This window comes from Facklamia sp. P13055, from assembly GCF_050409445.1.
In the GTDB taxonomy this organism is placed as follows: domain Bacteria; phylum Bacillota; class Bacilli; order Lactobacillales; family Aerococcaceae; genus Facklamia.
On record NZ_JBNUPL010000004.1, the window covers coordinates 39,100 to 53,785 of the forward strand.

Annotated in this window: 18 protein-coding genes; 3 read left to right on the forward strand and 15 right to left on the reverse strand. The window is 34.5% G+C overall.

All coding sequences use genetic code 11. The features are described from left to right. Positions 1–39 precede the first annotated feature (39 nt). From ACQV2O_RS02540 to ACQV2O_RS02570, 7 genes are all read right to left on the reverse strand, one after another. The gene (locus tag ACQV2O_RS02540) at positions 40–2,025 is read right to left on the reverse strand and encodes an FtsX-like permease family protein (RefSeq protein WP_428874898.1); all 1,986 of its coding nucleotides are present in this window, start codon (positions 2,023–2,025) and stop codon (positions 40–42) included. After that, positions 2,019–2,777, reverse strand: a complete 759-nt coding sequence (locus ACQV2O_RS02545) for an ABC transporter ATP-binding protein (RefSeq protein WP_428872750.1) — start codon at positions 2,775–2,777, stop codon at positions 2,019–2,021. The genes ACQV2O_RS02540 and ACQV2O_RS02545 overlap by 7 nt, the downstream gene beginning before the upstream one ends. 105 nt (positions 2,778–2,882) lie before the next feature. Then, entirely contained in the window at positions 2,883–3,779 is an 897-nt protein-coding gene (locus ACQV2O_RS02550) for a sensor histidine kinase (RefSeq protein WP_428872749.1), read from the reverse strand. Then, positions 3,763–4,464 (reverse strand): response regulator transcription factor, encoded by a 702-nt coding sequence (locus ACQV2O_RS02555; protein ID WP_428872748.1) that lies wholly within the window; start codon positions 4,462–4,464, stop codon positions 3,763–3,765. The genes ACQV2O_RS02550 and ACQV2O_RS02555 overlap by 17 nt, the downstream gene beginning before the upstream one ends. Positions 4,465–4,478: 14 nt before the next feature. Next, on the reverse strand, positions 4,479–5,183 hold the full coding sequence (gene gloB, locus ACQV2O_RS02560) for a hydroxyacylglutathione hydrolase (protein WP_428872747.1): 705 nt from the start codon (positions 5,181–5,183) through the stop codon (positions 4,479–4,481). A gap of 14 nt (positions 5,184–5,197) precedes the next feature. Beyond that, a complete protein-coding gene (locus ACQV2O_RS02565) occupies positions 5,198–5,695 on the reverse strand; it encodes a methylated-DNA--[protein]-cysteine S-methyltransferase (protein ID WP_428874899.1) in 498 nt (165 codons plus the stop codon). Positions 5,696–5,803: 108 nt separating this feature from the next. Then, a complete protein-coding gene (locus ACQV2O_RS02570; protein WP_428872745.1) occupies positions 5,804–6,322 on the reverse strand; it encodes a GNAT family N-acetyltransferase in 519 nt (172 codons plus the stop codon). A 92-nt stretch (positions 6,323–6,414) separates the two neighbouring features. On the opposite strand from ACQV2O_RS02570, the gene ACQV2O_RS02575 reads away from it, so the two are divergent. Then, positions 6,415–6,897 carry a hypothetical protein gene (locus ACQV2O_RS02575; protein ID WP_428872744.1) on the forward strand — a complete coding sequence of 161 codons (483 nt, stop codon included), beginning with the start codon at positions 6,415–6,417 and terminating at the stop codon, positions 6,895–6,897. A 42-nt stretch (positions 6,898–6,939) separates the two neighbouring features. On the opposite strand, the gene ACQV2O_RS02580 is transcribed toward ACQV2O_RS02575, so the two are convergent. Continuing rightward, a complete protein-coding gene (locus tag ACQV2O_RS02580) occupies positions 6,940–7,839 on the reverse strand; it encodes a magnesium transporter CorA family protein (RefSeq protein WP_428874900.1) in 900 nt (299 codons plus the stop codon). Positions 7,840–8,062: 223 nt separating this feature from the next. Between ACQV2O_RS02580 and ACQV2O_RS02585 the strand changes: the two genes are divergently transcribed. Next, complete coding sequence (locus ACQV2O_RS02585; protein WP_428874901.1) at positions 8,063–9,370, forward strand: ClC family H(+)/Cl(-) exchange transporter; 1,308 nt, start codon at positions 8,063–8,065, stop codon at positions 9,368–9,370. Positions 9,371–9,459: 89 nt separating this feature from the next. On the opposite strand, the gene ACQV2O_RS02590 is transcribed toward ACQV2O_RS02585, so the two are convergent. Then, positions 9,460–9,786 (reverse strand): hypothetical protein, encoded by a 327-nt coding sequence (locus tag ACQV2O_RS02590; RefSeq protein ID WP_428872741.1) that lies wholly within the window; start codon positions 9,784–9,786, stop codon positions 9,460–9,462. A 194-nt stretch (positions 9,787–9,980) separates the two neighbouring features. On the opposite strand from ACQV2O_RS02590, the gene ACQV2O_RS02595 reads away from it, so the two are divergent. After that, positions 9,981–10,388 (forward strand): helix-turn-helix domain-containing protein, encoded by a 408-nt coding sequence (locus ACQV2O_RS02595; protein WP_428874902.1) that lies wholly within the window; start codon positions 9,981–9,983, stop codon positions 10,386–10,388. Between the two features lie 54 nt (positions 10,389–10,442). Here the strand turns inward: ACQV2O_RS02595 and ACQV2O_RS02600 are convergent, their stop codons facing one another. The 6 genes from ACQV2O_RS02600 to hemW form a co-directional block, all read right to left on the reverse strand. Continuing rightward, on the reverse strand, positions 10,443–11,066 hold the full coding sequence (locus ACQV2O_RS02600) for an ABC-2 transporter permease (protein WP_428872739.1): 624 nt from the start codon (positions 11,064–11,066) through the stop codon (positions 10,443–10,445). 1 nt (position 11,067) lies between these two features. After that, complete coding sequence (locus tag ACQV2O_RS02605) at positions 11,068–11,931, reverse strand: ABC transporter ATP-binding protein (protein WP_428872738.1); 864 nt, start codon at positions 11,929–11,931, stop codon at positions 11,068–11,070. Further along, the gene (locus ACQV2O_RS02610; RefSeq protein WP_428872737.1) at positions 11,931–12,308 is read right to left on the reverse strand and encodes a GntR family transcriptional regulator; all 378 of its coding nucleotides are present in this window, start codon (positions 12,306–12,308) and stop codon (positions 11,931–11,933) included. The genes ACQV2O_RS02605 and ACQV2O_RS02610 overlap by 1 nt, the downstream gene beginning before the upstream one ends. 121 nt (positions 12,309–12,429) lie before the next feature. Beyond that, a complete protein-coding gene (locus tag ACQV2O_RS02615; RefSeq protein ID WP_428874903.1) occupies positions 12,430–12,837 on the reverse strand; it encodes a GNAT family N-acetyltransferase in 408 nt (135 codons plus the stop codon). A gap of 38 nt (positions 12,838–12,875) precedes the next feature. Continuing rightward, complete coding sequence (locus ACQV2O_RS02620) at positions 12,876–13,484, reverse strand: hypothetical protein (RefSeq protein ID WP_428874904.1); 609 nt, start codon at positions 13,482–13,484, stop codon at positions 12,876–12,878. Between the two features lie 10 nt (positions 13,485–13,494). Continuing rightward, a complete protein-coding gene (gene hemW, locus ACQV2O_RS02625) occupies positions 13,495–14,622 on the reverse strand; it encodes a radical SAM family heme chaperone HemW (RefSeq protein ID WP_428874905.1) in 1,128 nt (375 codons plus the stop codon). Positions 14,623–14,686 lie beyond the last annotated feature (64 nt).

The window sequence follows — 14,686 nt, forward strand, 5'->3', positions numbered from 1 at the left end:
AACACCTGCTTTCTTTTTAAAAAAAGCAGGTGTTTTTATTTAATCTTCTTGATTGATAATGCGGTAGTATGACCGAGAAGTTAGATGGTAGAAAATCAGATAGAATAGAATAAATCCCGATAGGACCATACTGAAGCTAAACAAATAATCATTAAAATTATTAACACCTAATAAACCTAACAGTTTGAATATAATTTGACTCGCAAACAGATTATGAACAACTGCAATGATTAAAGGTAAGAAGAAAAACCAAAGTACTTGAGAGCGGATGGTTTTCTTAATTAATTGTAAAGGTAAGCCCACTTGTTTCATAATTTGATAATTCTTTTTATCTGCATAACCTTCTGATATTTGCTTGAAGTAAAGCATCAAGATCATTCCTATTATCAGTACACTTGAAACGATAAGACCGATAAATAATAAGCCACCATTAAGCTGATAGAGCAACTCCTTTTTATAGGCCTTACTCTCCATGAAAAAGCCTTGCTCATCAACCAATTTTTGAACTGTTTTTTCAAACTGAGGCTCTTTCAAATCAAAATATAAAGAGCTTACAGTGGATAATTCTATATCGGACTTATCTAATAAATACCTTTGCATCGCTTGTAACTCTGCTAAAGAATTGACACCAAAATACAGTGCATCAACACCAATGGTATAAGGAATAATTTCACCTTTACCAATATAGACCGCGCGTTCTAATCCATCTTTCCAATAAATTTTTTCCCAATGTGATACATCCTTTAAATTAGAAGCAAGAACCCACTGATCTTCTGGAACAGATTCATCGGGATATCTAGCTAGATAATCTGCCTTTAACCCGAGAATAACAAAGCTATGCTCTCCTTCTTCCACTTTTTGCTTTTGACCAGGCTCTAACAAAGGATAAATATGATCTTCTTTAATCAAGACAGCCTCCATCGCATTTGTCTCAATTAAATTGTTCGAAATCAAATCAGTTGATTGAAGTTCTGCTTGAAAATTTCGTAACAATTCTAATTGTTCCTCTGTTGTTTTTTCATAGGCTTGAGAAGGAGCAAAAGTTATTTCATACTCTCTTGGCATGGAACCTTCAGCAGCTGCTTCCATATTGCGATAGGTGGTTAAGGTCATTGCCAAGACCATCATAATACCAGTGGCTAAAATGGTTATCGAGGCTAATGATGTGGCATTTTTACTTATTCTCTGCAACATGCCTGAAGTACTTAAGAAATGAGTGGGTTGATAATAATAGCGCTTATTTTTTTGCATCAATTTCAACACAAACACCATAAAAGCCATGAAAAAAGAATATGTTCCGATCATCACTAAGAAAATAGCGATAAAAATCATAGACAGTGAATCTAAAACACCTTGAGTAGTAAGGGCAATATAATAGCCAGCCGCTAAGGTGATTAAACATATCGCCAAAATAATCCAACGGTTCTTAACTCGCCCTTGTCCCTTACGACTATCCTTCATCAAATCCAGCGACTGTAAACGATGAATTTTTAAGATGGATAAGAGATAGATAATAGCGTAAGTTCCCACCATCAATACTAAGGTTTCTAGGGCCGCTTTAGGATCAAAAGGATAATCCATAAATCCGGCTCCGGTATCCTTCATTAAACGATTAAATAAGACAAACAAAAAATTACCACTTAAATAACCTATTAAAACACTAAATAAAGCATTAACTAAGAGGACAATCGTAAATTGAATGAACGAAATACGACCTACATGCTTTTTGGCTAATCCTAGAATGGAATAGAGACCAAATTCTTGCGTTAACTTTTTTCGTATAAAGCTAGAAGCGTACAAAACAATAATAATATTCAAAAGAGTCGCAAAGAAAACACCAATCATCAATATAGAATTTAAACTGGCTGACCGTTCGATAATATATTGATTGCCAGTGAGCGATAAAATAATATATTCTAAAGCAAACAGAATAATGGAAGCAAGACTGAAAGGTAAAAAAAGTTCTTTGTTCGACTTCATTGATTTTATAGCTGACTTACGGATAACAGTCGACATACTTAGCATTTTGCTTCCCTCCGTCCATTCAACATCGCTAAGGCGTCAGCAATCGCATCTTGAAAATCAAGTGATGATTGTTGGCCTCGATATATTTCATGATAAATGACGCCATCTTTGATAAACAAAACTCGGTTAGCAGAAGACGCTGCCTTTATCGAGTGAGTGACCATCAAAATCGTATTACTTGCTTGATTTAATTTTACAAAAATTTGCATAATCTGTTCAGAAGTCTTTGAATCTAAGGCCCCAGTGGGTTCATCAGCTAGAATAATATCCGGTTGATTGATTAGAGCACGAGAAATTGCAATCCGTTGCGCTTGGCCTCCTGATATTTCATAGGGATATTTATCTAATAGTGCCTCTACCCCCACCAAACTAGCTACCCTTTTAAGTTGTTCTTCCATTTCAACCACTGATTTCTGTGATAAAACCATTGGTAAGAGGATATTGTCCCGGTTGGTAAATCCATCTAATAAATTAAAATCTTGAAAAACAAACCCTAGCTTCTCACGGCGAAAACTGGCAATTTGCTCTTCTTTAAGCCCCGACAAATCAAAATCATTTATCAAGACACGACCGGCAGTCGGTTGATCAAAAGTCGCTAAAATATTCAGTAAAGTTGATTTCCCCGACCCTGACTCTCCCATAATAGCTACATATTCCCCTTCATTAATAGCAAAATTAACATCTCTTAAGGCGATAGTCTTATTGCCTCTCCCACTGTATATTTTTTCAACATGTTCTACACTTAATAACATAAACTAGTCCCCCCTCTATTTCTTAAATCAAGTCTATAGGAATATTTAATTATCAGCCTTTATCAAAACTTACAAATTGTAAAAGAACCTTACATTTTTGTAAGGTTAACTCATCTCTTGATTAAATTGTATGATAAAACGGCTTCCTTCACCCTTTTTTGACTGAACACTTACGGCTTGGTTGAGACGCTTACTAATTAACTGCACCATGTATAAACCAATACCAGAAGATTGCTCGTTCAGTAAACCATTATGGCCCGAATAACCCTTATCAAAAATCTTAGGTAAGTCTTGAGAATGAATACCTCTTCCATCATCTTCAATGACCAAGTCATAACTAGCTTGTCTCCATTTAATCCATATATTCCCTTTGGGGCTGTATTTTAAAGCATTGGATAAGATTTGTTCGATCATAATCTGACACAGATTAGCCTCCGTTAAAATTGCTTGATCGATCGGTTGATAGTGTAAAGTAATCTCCTGATTGATGAACTGATGGCGGTAACGTTTTAAGAGCGGTTGGATAATCTCATTCAATTGAACCCGGCTAAAGACCATGTCTCTTTTAGGGTTAGTTACTTTAAGATAATTTAAAGCTAAATTAGAATAAGATTCAATTTTGACTAACTCTTGATTAAGTAGCCCTTTCGACGGATCATCGCTTTCTTCTAAGAGCATTTTACTTGCCGCAATCGGTGTTTTAATTTGATGGACCCATAATAAGAAATAGTCTTCCAAATCTTTCTCCCTATTTAATTGAATATTCTTCTCAACAAGTGAACTCTCCAATAAAGTTTGAAATTTTACTTGGTAACTTACTTCCATTTGAAAATAAAACCATTGCCTCCCTAAATATAAGACTAAAATAAGCACAATCAGTAAAGAAGGGATGAGGTAATGCATCCAGTTTAGATGAAATAAGTAAAAAACAAGAGCAAAAAGAGCTAAGATAAAGAGAACAAATAATATCAGACCGCGATATTCATTAATGAAAGCTTTCATTTTTTGCCTCTTTCTTTAAAAGACAATAACCGACTCCTTTTTTAGTACCAATTACCGGCCCACGATTAAATGCTATCAATTTTTTTCTTAAGCGTGAAATATTGACCGCTAATGTATTATCATCAATAAATTGGTTTTCTTGCCAGCAGGCATCAAGTATTTCATCCCTTCTTGCATAATTCCCCTTTTTCTTAAATAAGACTGCTAATATTTGGTATTCAGTGGCGGTTAAGTCAATAATTTCTTCTTGGTATCCAAGGCTTAAAGCTTGTGTATTTAAAGTCATCCCATCAAAACTAAGATTAAGACTGTTATCTGGTTGATAGTTATAACTTCTTCTTAAAAGAGCCTGGATTTTTGCAACAGTCAGCTGACGATCAATTGGCTTGACTAGATAATCATCTCCCCCCATCTGTAAGGCTACTAGCTGGTCCATACTTTCAGATAAAGAAGAAATAAAAATAATTGGAATTTGTGATTGAGCCCGCAACTGACTACACCAATAATAGCCATTTTGATAAGGTAAATTAATATCTAAGAGGACCAGATGGGCTTGCCAAGAGAGGCATTCTTCGACAACATTTTCAAAGTCTAGACACTTTCTAACTTCAAACCGATGCTTAATTAGTGTATTCGCTAAACCCTCAGCAATAATCGGGTCATCTTCAACGATAAATACTCGCATACCCTTCTTCCTTTCTAAAATTGATCACGCGCTTTTCTTAATTGGATGAAATCTTTCAAGCTTTCAGCTTGTAGGAACAGATTAATTTCCTTTTCAACAGCTAAACTAGTCGGGAGGCTCGGTAAGCCTTTGGACCTTAAAACTTTGACAGCTTGTTGCTGGTTCATTAAGTTTTGGTTGTCAGGTTCGATGGTTAAAGCAAAGGCCAAGTTGGTTAAAGTGTATTCGTGTCCAGCATAAAGTTGCGTTTCATCAGGCAAGTCTTTTATTTTTTGAAGACTGTCATATTGCGCTTGATAATCATTAGTAAATACACGCCCACAACCCGCTGAGAATAAAACATCACCACAGAAAAGATGCTTCCCCAGTAAATATGACACATGCTCAGCACTGTGCCCTGGTGTTTTAAGCACCTCAAACTCTAAACCACTTATCTCCAACCGGTCACTCCCTTTGACCACTTGATTAACTCTTTCTTCAACTTCAATCGGTCCGTAAACGGTCACCGCATGCTTTTGACTGGCTAACAATTCGCTCAATCCACCGACGTGGTCCTCATGAAAATGCGTTAAGAGAATCGCTTTGACTTTTAAGCCTAATGTTTTTAAGTAATTTATTAAAGGTTCACTTTCTCCTGGGTCCACGACAATAACTTCATCTTCTTTTTCAATTACCCAAATATAATTATCTTCTAAAGCAGGAATTGCTTTTATTTGCATCAGTCTCATCCTTTCTAAACTTTTTCGTAATTTAATAACCAAATCTTCCTATCAGTCCCTGCACTATAAGCAGTCAAAGCATTTGTTGCTGAGATCACTCGATGACAAAAAATGAGCAACAAAATAGGATTGGCTCCCACTGCCCCTCCTACTGCTTGAGCAGATACCTTTTGCTTAGTTTCGGCTTCAATAGTTTTCGCTATCTCTTTATAAGTCATTGTCTTTCCGTAAGGAATTTTCTTTAATATTCGCCAAACGTTTTGCCAAAAACAGTCTGGTTCATTGGATTGAGAGGAAAAAATAATGGCAGAGTTAGTTTGTCCGCGGAAATAGCTTTCTAACCAATTGATATAGGGTTTAAATTCAGGTCTCGACCAGGAAATAAAGTGCACATTGTCCGGTAAATTTTCTTCCACCCTTCCTTTGTTCTTGAACCATCGGCCAATGAGCGCTTCTTGGTCTACTAAAAGTTGTAATCGTCCAATCGGACTATCATAAATCGTAGAGATCAACAAAACTCCCCTGATCTTTCATTCAATTTATCCTAACAAATTAACATCTACAAATGAATAAAAACCGAATCTTAATTGAAGATACTGACATCCTTTAAACCTTCTAAGTTAACTCGGTAAGTCAATCCAATAACGATTTACCCTTACACCCTTTTCTATTCTTTGGTCTTCCAATACACCCTTCCACTTTTTAATGGTCGCTTGAGAGGCTTTATTACTGGCTCTACAAGTAATTAGAATGCGTTCATTTCCTAGTTCATGGGCTTTCTTCAAGGCCTCACCTAGCATCCAACTTGCTACACCTTTAAACCGATAGTCTGGATGAACCACATAACCAATCTGACCCCCAGAATGAAGTAAATAGTCATTCAGATGAGGACGTAAATTAATGGCACCGATCATTGTTCCTTTTTCATCAAGACATAGCCATTGAATCACGGGTACTCTACCGACAGGTAGTTCCTTCCCTTGAGACCAATTCTTCATTAAATTAATCCACTGGTCTAATTTTCCATGATATCGGTGAAGACTAGAAGTCCCAGCAATCCATTGATCAGATTCAGGATAACTGTCTAAAAATGCTTCAATTCTATCTATATCTTTTAAATCAGGTTGTTTTAAAAACATTTGATTATCGTTCCTTTTCTTATAAATGTTAATAGCTTATTGCTTTCAAGAATGGTATAGTTATTTTAAGGCAAAATTTAAGGAGTGATCTTTTGAAAGACATTGTATCCATACTCTTGACTATCGCTTTAATCGCTGGTAGTAGTTATCATTTTTATAAAAGAAGTCGCAATCTTTTTGTAGAAGTAACTCAAAGCTACTGGATTTGGACTCAATTAATAACCATCGGTTTGTTAGTTTGGATTGGTTTTCAATTTGCAACTAGTAGGTGGCATTATTTATTGATTGCTTCAGCCATTCTTTATTTTATCTCGGGCCCATTAGCTAGAGGTATCTCAAAAAATGATTTTTCTATTTTCAGAGGAACTTTATCCGTAATGATTCCAATTTCTTTTGCAAAGGTCGATCGTGTTGTTTTAACTAGAGATCTTAAAAAAAACCGTATCAATTTATTAGGAAAAGCCAATAAGCAGTATTTTGCCCAATCTTTTCCTTTAAATGATGAAGGCAAACTAATCGCCCATTTAAAAGAAGCAAATATTGAAGTAGATGTTCAAGATGTTACACGTCCTTAAAGTAAAGTCAGACAATCATTGTCTGGCTTTTTGGAAGCTTAATTATAAATAATCTTTAGATTTTAACCAAAACACAACAACGATACTGATTATTAAGCTTAATAGAATTGTCATAAAAAATCCCGCTTCGCTATTTGCAAACGGAAGTGGTACATTCATTCCCCACAGTCCTCCAATAATTGTCGGAATCGTAAGAATAATCGTAATCGAGGTCAAAACTTTCATTACATTATTCAAATTATTGGAAATTACATTCGAGAATAGATCACTTAATTGACCGGTGATTCGCATCCCTTCATTAACCATTGATTCGGCCTGATACGACTCAATCAAGACATCATGCATTAAAGACTTCAAAGCAGGCACAGACTGAAATCTTTCATCCTGACTAATTTTTTCCAGAATTATTCGATTATTATGCACGGCTGTTTTTATATATGCCAAGCTTTTATCAAGTCTCATAAGACGGTAAAGTTCTTTATTTTGAGAAGAATACTCAATATCTTTTTGCATGTCTTCAATTTCTTCATGCACCCAAGCTAAAACTTTAATGGTTTCGTTTTGAATTTTCCAAAAAACTTTCATTATCATCTCTTCATAGCTTAATTGAATATTTCGATCAAATTGTTTAAAAAGATCTGAAAAATACTGAGGATCTTCATTGAGACTCACAAAAAGCTGGTCTTCCACTTTTACTAGCGAAATAGCTCGTGTCTTGTATTCGCATTCTTCCAAATTATTAGATTGTGGTAGTAGGTACTGTAAAACGACTAGGTAAGTCGAATGCCCTTTGATATTAACCCCATCTTCTATACGCGCTATTTCAAAAGGATCGTTGACGCTTGTAAGGTAGTCGTTAGGAATTTTTAACTTTCCACAGATATTCTCCAACTCTTGCTCGGCTAACCCTTGAAATAATTGCCAATGAACATCTTTCACCATCTATTCAGTCTCCTTTAAATTGTTTAGAAATTTCATTTACTTGGTTTAAATTGCTCAAGAATGCTCTTTTTTATATTCAAACTATTTAATCGTTGACCCCACTTTATTATAAGTGAATTTTCACTTCAAATACTATTATATCACTCGCTAAATGTATAACCTTCAATTAACAAGCACTTGTCAAAAAAAATAAGATGCCCTAGAATAAAAAAGGAGGTTTTTTATGAAAAACACTTATACTTCAATCAAAACGCTCTTGCTCTGCGCCCTTACCGGATTAATAACTGGCTGTGTAATAGCAGCTTTTAATCTTCTTATCAATCATCTTGCAAATTTTTCATACTCCTTATTATCACTCTCGCATCAAAATATAACAAATCTTATTATTTATGCTTTGTTTATGCTAGGTCTGGGATTTTTTACCGCCTTTAGCTTAAAAATGGAACCAGCTATCGGAGGGTCAGGTGTCCCACGAATAAATGGCCTTCTTCACAAGCATTTAAATCAAAATGGGCTCACCGTTTTAATTTACAAATTTTTTGGTGGAATTGCTGCTATTGGCTCCGGCTTAACTCTAGGAAGAGGAGGCCCATCTATTCAAATCGGCTCTACTATCGGGCAAGTTGTGAGTAAGTTTTTTCATAGCGATTCTTCTATCAGTCGTTACCTAATAGCTGGTGCAGCAGGAGGAGGAATGGCGGCTACTTTCAATGCACCTTTATCAGGGCTATCTTTTATCTTAGAAGGTTTATTCTATAAAACAAGTAGGCAATTATTTATTTATGCCGGTATAATCGTGCTGCTTGCTAATCAAACAGCTAATAGCATTTTAGGAAATCAACCTTCTATTATTCTGCTTAGACAAGCAGAACTTCCAGATAATTTATTGATAACTTGTCTTGGTTTAGGGCTTATTACGGGTCTTTCTGGTGTATTGTTTAATTGGATAATAATCCAGGGAAAAGGTCTTTCACAGGTTTTAGCAATTCCTCAATGGCTAAAATCAATCCTACCTTTTATATTAACCGCTATTATACTCTATTTTGACCGTAATTTATTTGGTTCTGGAGCTAATTTAATAAGTTTCCCAATCGGCGCGAACCCTAATCCTAACTACCTATCTTATTTATATTCAATGAAGATATTATTATTAGCATTCGCTTTTTGTTCAGGCATGCCCGGTGGTATCTTTTTTCCATTATTATCTATTGGAGCTATATTAGGTAATCTCTATGGCAGTTTATTGTACAATTTAGGATTGATTCCCTCTGACCTTATCATCTATCTTTCTTTATTTGCAATGAGTGGACATTTTGCTGCAATTGTCAGAGCACCCCTTTCTGGTATTTTTTTAATTCTTGAAATGACAGGTGTTTCTCTCCCATGGTTATTTCCTATCACCTTGGTTACTTATCTTAGCTACTTAGTCGCTGAGTTACTAGCAAGTCCTCCCATTTGTGAAAGCCTACTTGATCTGATATTACTTAATCAAACTCACTTCAATCATACAAAAAAGTCTGTTCCTCAATAAAGAGAAAACAGACTTTTTATATTACATGGTACATTTAAGGGGACCCCACTATGTTTGCTCAGTTTAAACGAACTATTCGTTTTAATGGATTAGTGATACTCTTTCCACAATAAATAAACTAAGGCAACAAAGAAGAGTAAGCCTGATACCTGCCATATAACATAGTTCATAATTGAAGCAATAACTAATTTACCAAAATCTTTACCTAGAGGGTAAAATCCTAAAAATTGGGTATCTGCGGTTGACCTCAAACGTTCTTTTAAAATATAAATAATTAACATAATAGCTAGTGGAAATAGAATGAAATTACTTAAAGCATCAAAGCCATTAATAGCAAAATAAATAAAAGAAGCAACAAAATTATAAATCCAAAAATTCTTTTCAACACTTTGCACATATATATTTAGTGGGATCATATTCATCTTCCTTTCTATGGTTTAATTATACTATTTTAAGTTTTCAAGCTAATCAGACTTAGGACCTAAAAGAAAAAGAAGCCATTATTTTTTTTAATTCAACCACTCCTTGCGACTTTGCCAACTATAGTTGCTAGATAAGCAACTAAGTCTTTTGATAAAATTAAGGAAAGTTTAAATAGGAGGAATTTATTATGACTATTGGTGAGCGTATTCAAACTTTAAGGAAGAAGCAAGGCTTGTCTCAAGAAGAACTGGCAAATAAAATTGATGTCTCGCGACAAGCTGTTTCTAAATGGGAAAGTAATCAAAGTAATCCAGATCTCAAAAACATTGTAGCTTTGAGTGAAGTTTTTAAAACTTCAACAGGCTCCATCCTAAAAGATAGTCTAGGCGATTTTCAAGCTTTTCAAAGTAACAATCCACTCTTTATTCTAGCCTTTGCCTTAACTTTTTTCATTTTAGTTGGCGTTTGGGCTTATTCAGCGAACCGTTTTCGTGAGGATGAGATCTTTTGGATGGCTTTCTTGTCTGCTATAGCTGGGGGAAGTTTAGGGTATATTGTACAAGTCATTTTACACAAGAATCGTAAAAATCAATAGAAAGACAACATTTAAGAAAAATCTTTAATGTTATCTTTCTTAATGAAACTCGCTTTAAAAATCTTTTTTGCTATAAGATCGAGCAGCTAATATGTAAGAAAGACTGAGTGATAGAATGATATAAACAGACAATGGCATGAGTAGTTCTTGAAAAGAAAATTGATTGGAAAAATTGGTAAATGGAGCAAATAATGGTTCATTTAGAGTTCCTTCACTTTTAGCTAAAAAAAAGAAAAAATAGAAAGACATTAAACTACATATTTGGTAAAAAAATTTACCAATAACATAATATGCAAAGTATGAAAATGAGATCGAACCTATTGAATAAGTAAAGGCAATTAAAACTTCATTAGGAGAGTAGGCCTTGAATTCGGGTAAAAGATAATTTGGTAAAATAAAACTAATAAAAAATAGCGTCCCCATCAAAATAGTGTAAACATATTTAGCTAAGACGATTTTTTCAGCCTCAATAGGTAAACTATTTAAAAGCACTCCCGATTTCTTAAAATTTTCCTTTTCATTCATAATTAGTGGGTACCAAACTGTCAAAACAACGGGACAAATGATTGGAATTTGAAATGAATCGGATAGAACACATCCCACAAAAAATATAGCCATAAAAATCAGTAAATTTTTTTTAGAATTTAAAATAAATTCTTTATGGATTAAAGCCTTCATACTATCTCCTTTCATCAAATAAATTAACCATTATCTCTTCAAGATTAGCCGGATCGATAATCACTTGTTCTCCAAATAATTCTTTAAATAGCTCATAGTTTGACGAAAGGCCCTCAAATCCGACTGATGTTTCTCGGCAATTAATTAATTGGCTCCTGAGCTCGTCGTCTAAAATTTCTTTAGGTCCCTTCACTAACCTGTATTGGTTGAGGAGATAATCTTTTTCTTTATTAATAATCAGTTCTCCATAATGAATCATTGCAATATGATCAGCTATTTTTTCTATATCTGTCATAATATGACTTGAGAAAAAAACAGACTTTTCAGAGTCTTGGATATAGTCAAACAAAATATCTAAAACTCTATTTCTTACGATAGGATCCAGCCCAGAAGTTGGCTCATCAAGAATAATCAACATAGGATCATGTGATAAGGCAATGGCTAAAGAAAGCGCTACTTTCATACCCGTTGAGAGTTCTTCTATTTTTTTAGCTTTTGATAATCCAAATGATTGGGTGTAAGACCAGTAGGTTTCCCAATCCCATTTTTTATAAAAAGGGGCGATCATTTTTCCCGTTTCTTCGACTGTTAAGTGATCATAGAAATAATTTTCCGCATAAACAAAGCCTATCTCTTCCTTAATGGCTACCACATGCTTTTTAAGATCCTTACCAAAAACTTTAATCGATCCACTTTCTGCTTTCATAAGTCCCATAATTAATTTTATGATCGTGGTTTTTCCAGATCCATTCGGTCCCACAAAACCAGTCACATAACCTTTACGAATCTTTAAATCTAAGTTGTTAATTGAGAAATCAGTAAATGTTTTTGATACTTGATTCATTTCAATCACAAATTCTCCCATTATTTACCCTCCTTATAGATCCTTTCCACCAATACTTTTATTTCTTCCAAACTGAGGTCAATCATCGCACTTTCTTCAATCAGATTTTTAATTAATGCTTCCATTCTTTTTAAGTATTTCCTTCTAATGAAATCATGGTCTTGCTCAGCTATATAGGTACCTTTCCCGACCACTGAAGTTACATAACCTTCTCTTTCAAGGTCTTCATAAGCTCTTTTGGTCGTTATTACACTGACTTTTAAGTCTTTTGCTAAGCCCCTTACCGAAGGAAGTAAGTCTCCTTCTTCCACATCCCCATTTAAAATGGCTTGGATAATCTGTTCTTTTATCTGTTCATAAATAGGCTTGGGATTTAACTTAGATATTAAAATGTTCATTGATTCACCTCACCTTAGTTGTTGTGTATATATACAGTATATACACAACGGTTGTTTTTGACAAGTTTTTTCCATAAAAAAAGCCTCCATTCTTATAATAAAGAATTGGAGACTTAGACTTTTATTTCATATAGGTTACTAACTGATACTCGTCTGTTCTAAATAAACCATTTTTCTTATAAAAACTTTGTGTTTTATCAGTATCGTCAGTCATCAATATAATTTGCCGCACCGCTTGGTATTCTTTTAATATCTTCTGCAATAACTGACTACCAATACCTTGTCCTTGATAATCTTCAAGTACTAAAATATCTTGAATATAGATAATGGTTAGCCCATCCCCTACTACACGTGCTAGGCCAATTAGTTGATCACCCTCCCAAGCTGTCCAAACTTTTAAGCTGTTTTGGATAGCTTTTTCTAAAAGCTCTGGTTCTTTAGTATAGGCTGTCCAACGAACATTTTCATAAAGAGCTAAAATTTGCTCAAATGGAAGCAGTCCCTCTTCTCTAATTTCAATATCGTTCATTAAAATCCTTCCTTACTTTATAAACTTAAAAAATCGGCTTAGTTTAACGACGAAAAATAATCATCACAAAACTGATTCCATTGGACTTGATATTCATCATGTGTCAAAACTTTTAAGTCATAAGGTGATAATATGTCACGAGCTATTGCCTCTTTGACAAAATATTCCAAACCCTCATCAGCAGCTGTTTCATAAACTTGAATCGTTTTAAAGCCATTTTCTACAGCATAAGCCAAACGGCTATGCCCGTCTAAAGAGACCCATCTCTTGTTCATTTTTGTAACTGGTATGATGATATCTGTCTGTTTTCTGATAAAAGATGAAATAGCCTGCAATTTGTCCTTATCTACATAGAACTGCGAAGGCTGAATGTGATCCAGTTCCAAATAAAAAAGTTTAACCGGTTGAAATTGTTTAATTATTTGATTGTTTTTATCGAGAAAAGTATCTATATGTTCAGCATAAAAGCGAAAAGCTTCAATTAAAGCTGGAAAATGATTGGCCTCTTTTCCTAGCACTCGGGCCGTATGTCCATTGATAATATGGACACTATAGGGCTGGTTATCAATCAAAAAGGCTCCGTGCTGACTTAAGACTTCCTCATTAAAGCGGTCATCTAGATAATGATTGACCCGTTTAACTTCCAATATACCCCTCCTATAAAATATCCAAATAAAATTGATTCCCAATATCTAAGCCTTTCTCAGTAAACCAGATACCCTGGTTATCGTAATCTATCAAGCCTAACTTTTTATGTTTAGACAGGACTGCTTGGTACTTGGTTAAAAAATCAATACCAAAGCGCTGATTAATTTCACTAAATTCAAACCCTTTTAATAAACGTAGGTTCAACATAATATATTCCTTTTCGCGATCTTCCAAAGAAAGCTTTTCACTGATCTGAATAGGATATTCGCCTTGATCAATCATGCCGTAGTAATCATCAAAACGTCGATGATTAACAAAACGCACGAAATCAATATTAGAAGAAGCTCCTAAACCAATTCCTAAATAATTCTTCAACTGCCAGTATTTTTTATTATGGCGACTTTCAACATCACCTTTGGCAAAGTTGGAAATTTCATATTGGTGGAAACCATGTTTTGTCAGTTCTGATTGGATATAATGGTACATTTCTCTTTCAATTTCATCATCTAAAACGCGCATCTGTCCGGTTAATACCCAACGTTGAAAAGGAGTGTTCTCTTTAATCATTAGGGAGTAATAAGAAATATGATTAAGCGGTAATTGCATAGCTAATTCTATGTCCCTTTTTAAAACATCCATGTCCTGTTTAGGGTTAGCAAACATCAAATCAATTCCCAATTTCTTAACACCTAAGTCTTTTAATAAAGCAATCTTTTGATAGACTGTTTCACGATCATGTAAACGCCCCATCATTCTTAAGGTTGCATCATCAAAGGACTGGACTCCCATAGAAAAGCGATTAAACCCATATTTTAAATAGGTTTTTACTTTTTCTTCCGTGACAGATTCGGGATTCATTTCAATCGAAATCTCACAATCTGAAAGAATCACAAAATGACTCTGGATGGCTTCCATAATCTTAACCATCTGTTCAGCTTCTAAATAAGAAGGTGTTCCGCCACCAAAATAAATTGTGTCTAATTGATAGTTTCCACTATAAAGAGCCATTTCTTTAATTAAGTAGGTAACATATTCATCCATTCTCTCTTCCATATCCACAAAGGTTAAAAAGTCGCAATAATGGCATTTCTTTTGACAGAAAGGGATATGTATATAGAGTCCAATTGTTTCTTGCATAGCTTCTCCCACCTTTAATTCTCTCATTCTACTATAACGAGTTTGATTTAAATTTAATAGTACT

Bases quoted from the DNA above. Each gene is read 5' to 3' on its own strand.
- ACQV2O_RS02545 (WP_428872750.1), bottom strand. From the start codon at position 2,777: ATGTTATTAAGTGTAGAACATGTTGAAAAAATATACAGTGGGAGAGGC.
- ACQV2O_RS02570 (WP_428872745.1), bottom strand. From the start codon at position 6,322: ATGTTTTTAAAACAACCTGATTTAAAAGATATAGATAGAATTGAAGCA.
- ACQV2O_RS02585 (WP_428874901.1), top strand. From the start codon at position 8,063: ATGAAAAACACTTATACTTCAATCAAAACGCTCTTGCTCTGCGCCCTT.
- gloB (WP_428872747.1), bottom strand. From the start codon at position 5,183: ATGCAAATAAAAGCAATTCCTGCTTTAGAAGATAATTATATTTGGGTA.
- ACQV2O_RS02555 (WP_428872748.1), bottom strand. From the start codon at position 4,464: ATGCGAGTATTTATCGTTGAAGATGACCCGATTATTGCTGAGGGTTTA.
- ACQV2O_RS02550 (WP_428872749.1), bottom strand. From the start codon at position 3,779: ATGAAAGCTTTCATTAATGAATATCGCGGTCTGATATTATTTGTTCTC.
- ACQV2O_RS02540 (WP_428874898.1), bottom strand. From the start codon at position 2,025: ATGCTAAGTATGTCGACTGTTATCCGTAAGTCAGCTATAAAATCAATG.
- ACQV2O_RS02605 (WP_428872738.1), bottom strand. From the start codon at position 11,931: ATGGGAGAATTTGTGATTGAAATGAATCAAGTATCAAAAACATTTACT.
- ACQV2O_RS02610 (WP_428872737.1), bottom strand. From the start codon at position 12,308: ATGAACATTTTAATATCTAAGTTAAATCCCAAGCCTATTTATGAACAG.
- ACQV2O_RS02600 (WP_428872739.1), bottom strand. From the start codon at position 11,066: ATGAAGGCTTTAATCCATAAAGAATTTATTTTAAATTCTAAAAAAAAT.
- ACQV2O_RS02615 (WP_428874903.1), bottom strand. From the start codon at position 12,837: ATGAACGATATTGAAATTAGAGAAGAGGGACTGCTTCCATTTGAGCAA.
- ACQV2O_RS02590 (WP_428872741.1), bottom strand. From the start codon at position 9,786: ATGATCCCACTAAATATATATGTGCAAAGTGTTGAAAAGAATTTTTGG.
- ACQV2O_RS02595 (WP_428874902.1), top strand. From the start codon at position 9,981: ATGACTATTGGTGAGCGTATTCAAACTTTAAGGAAGAAGCAAGGCTTG.
- ACQV2O_RS02580 (WP_428874900.1), bottom strand. From the start codon at position 7,839: ATGGTGAAAGATGTTCATTGGCAATTATTTCAAGGGTTAGCCGAGCAA.
- hemW (WP_428874905.1), bottom strand. From the start codon at position 14,622: ATGCAAGAAACAATTGGACTCTATATACATATCCCTTTCTGTCAAAAG.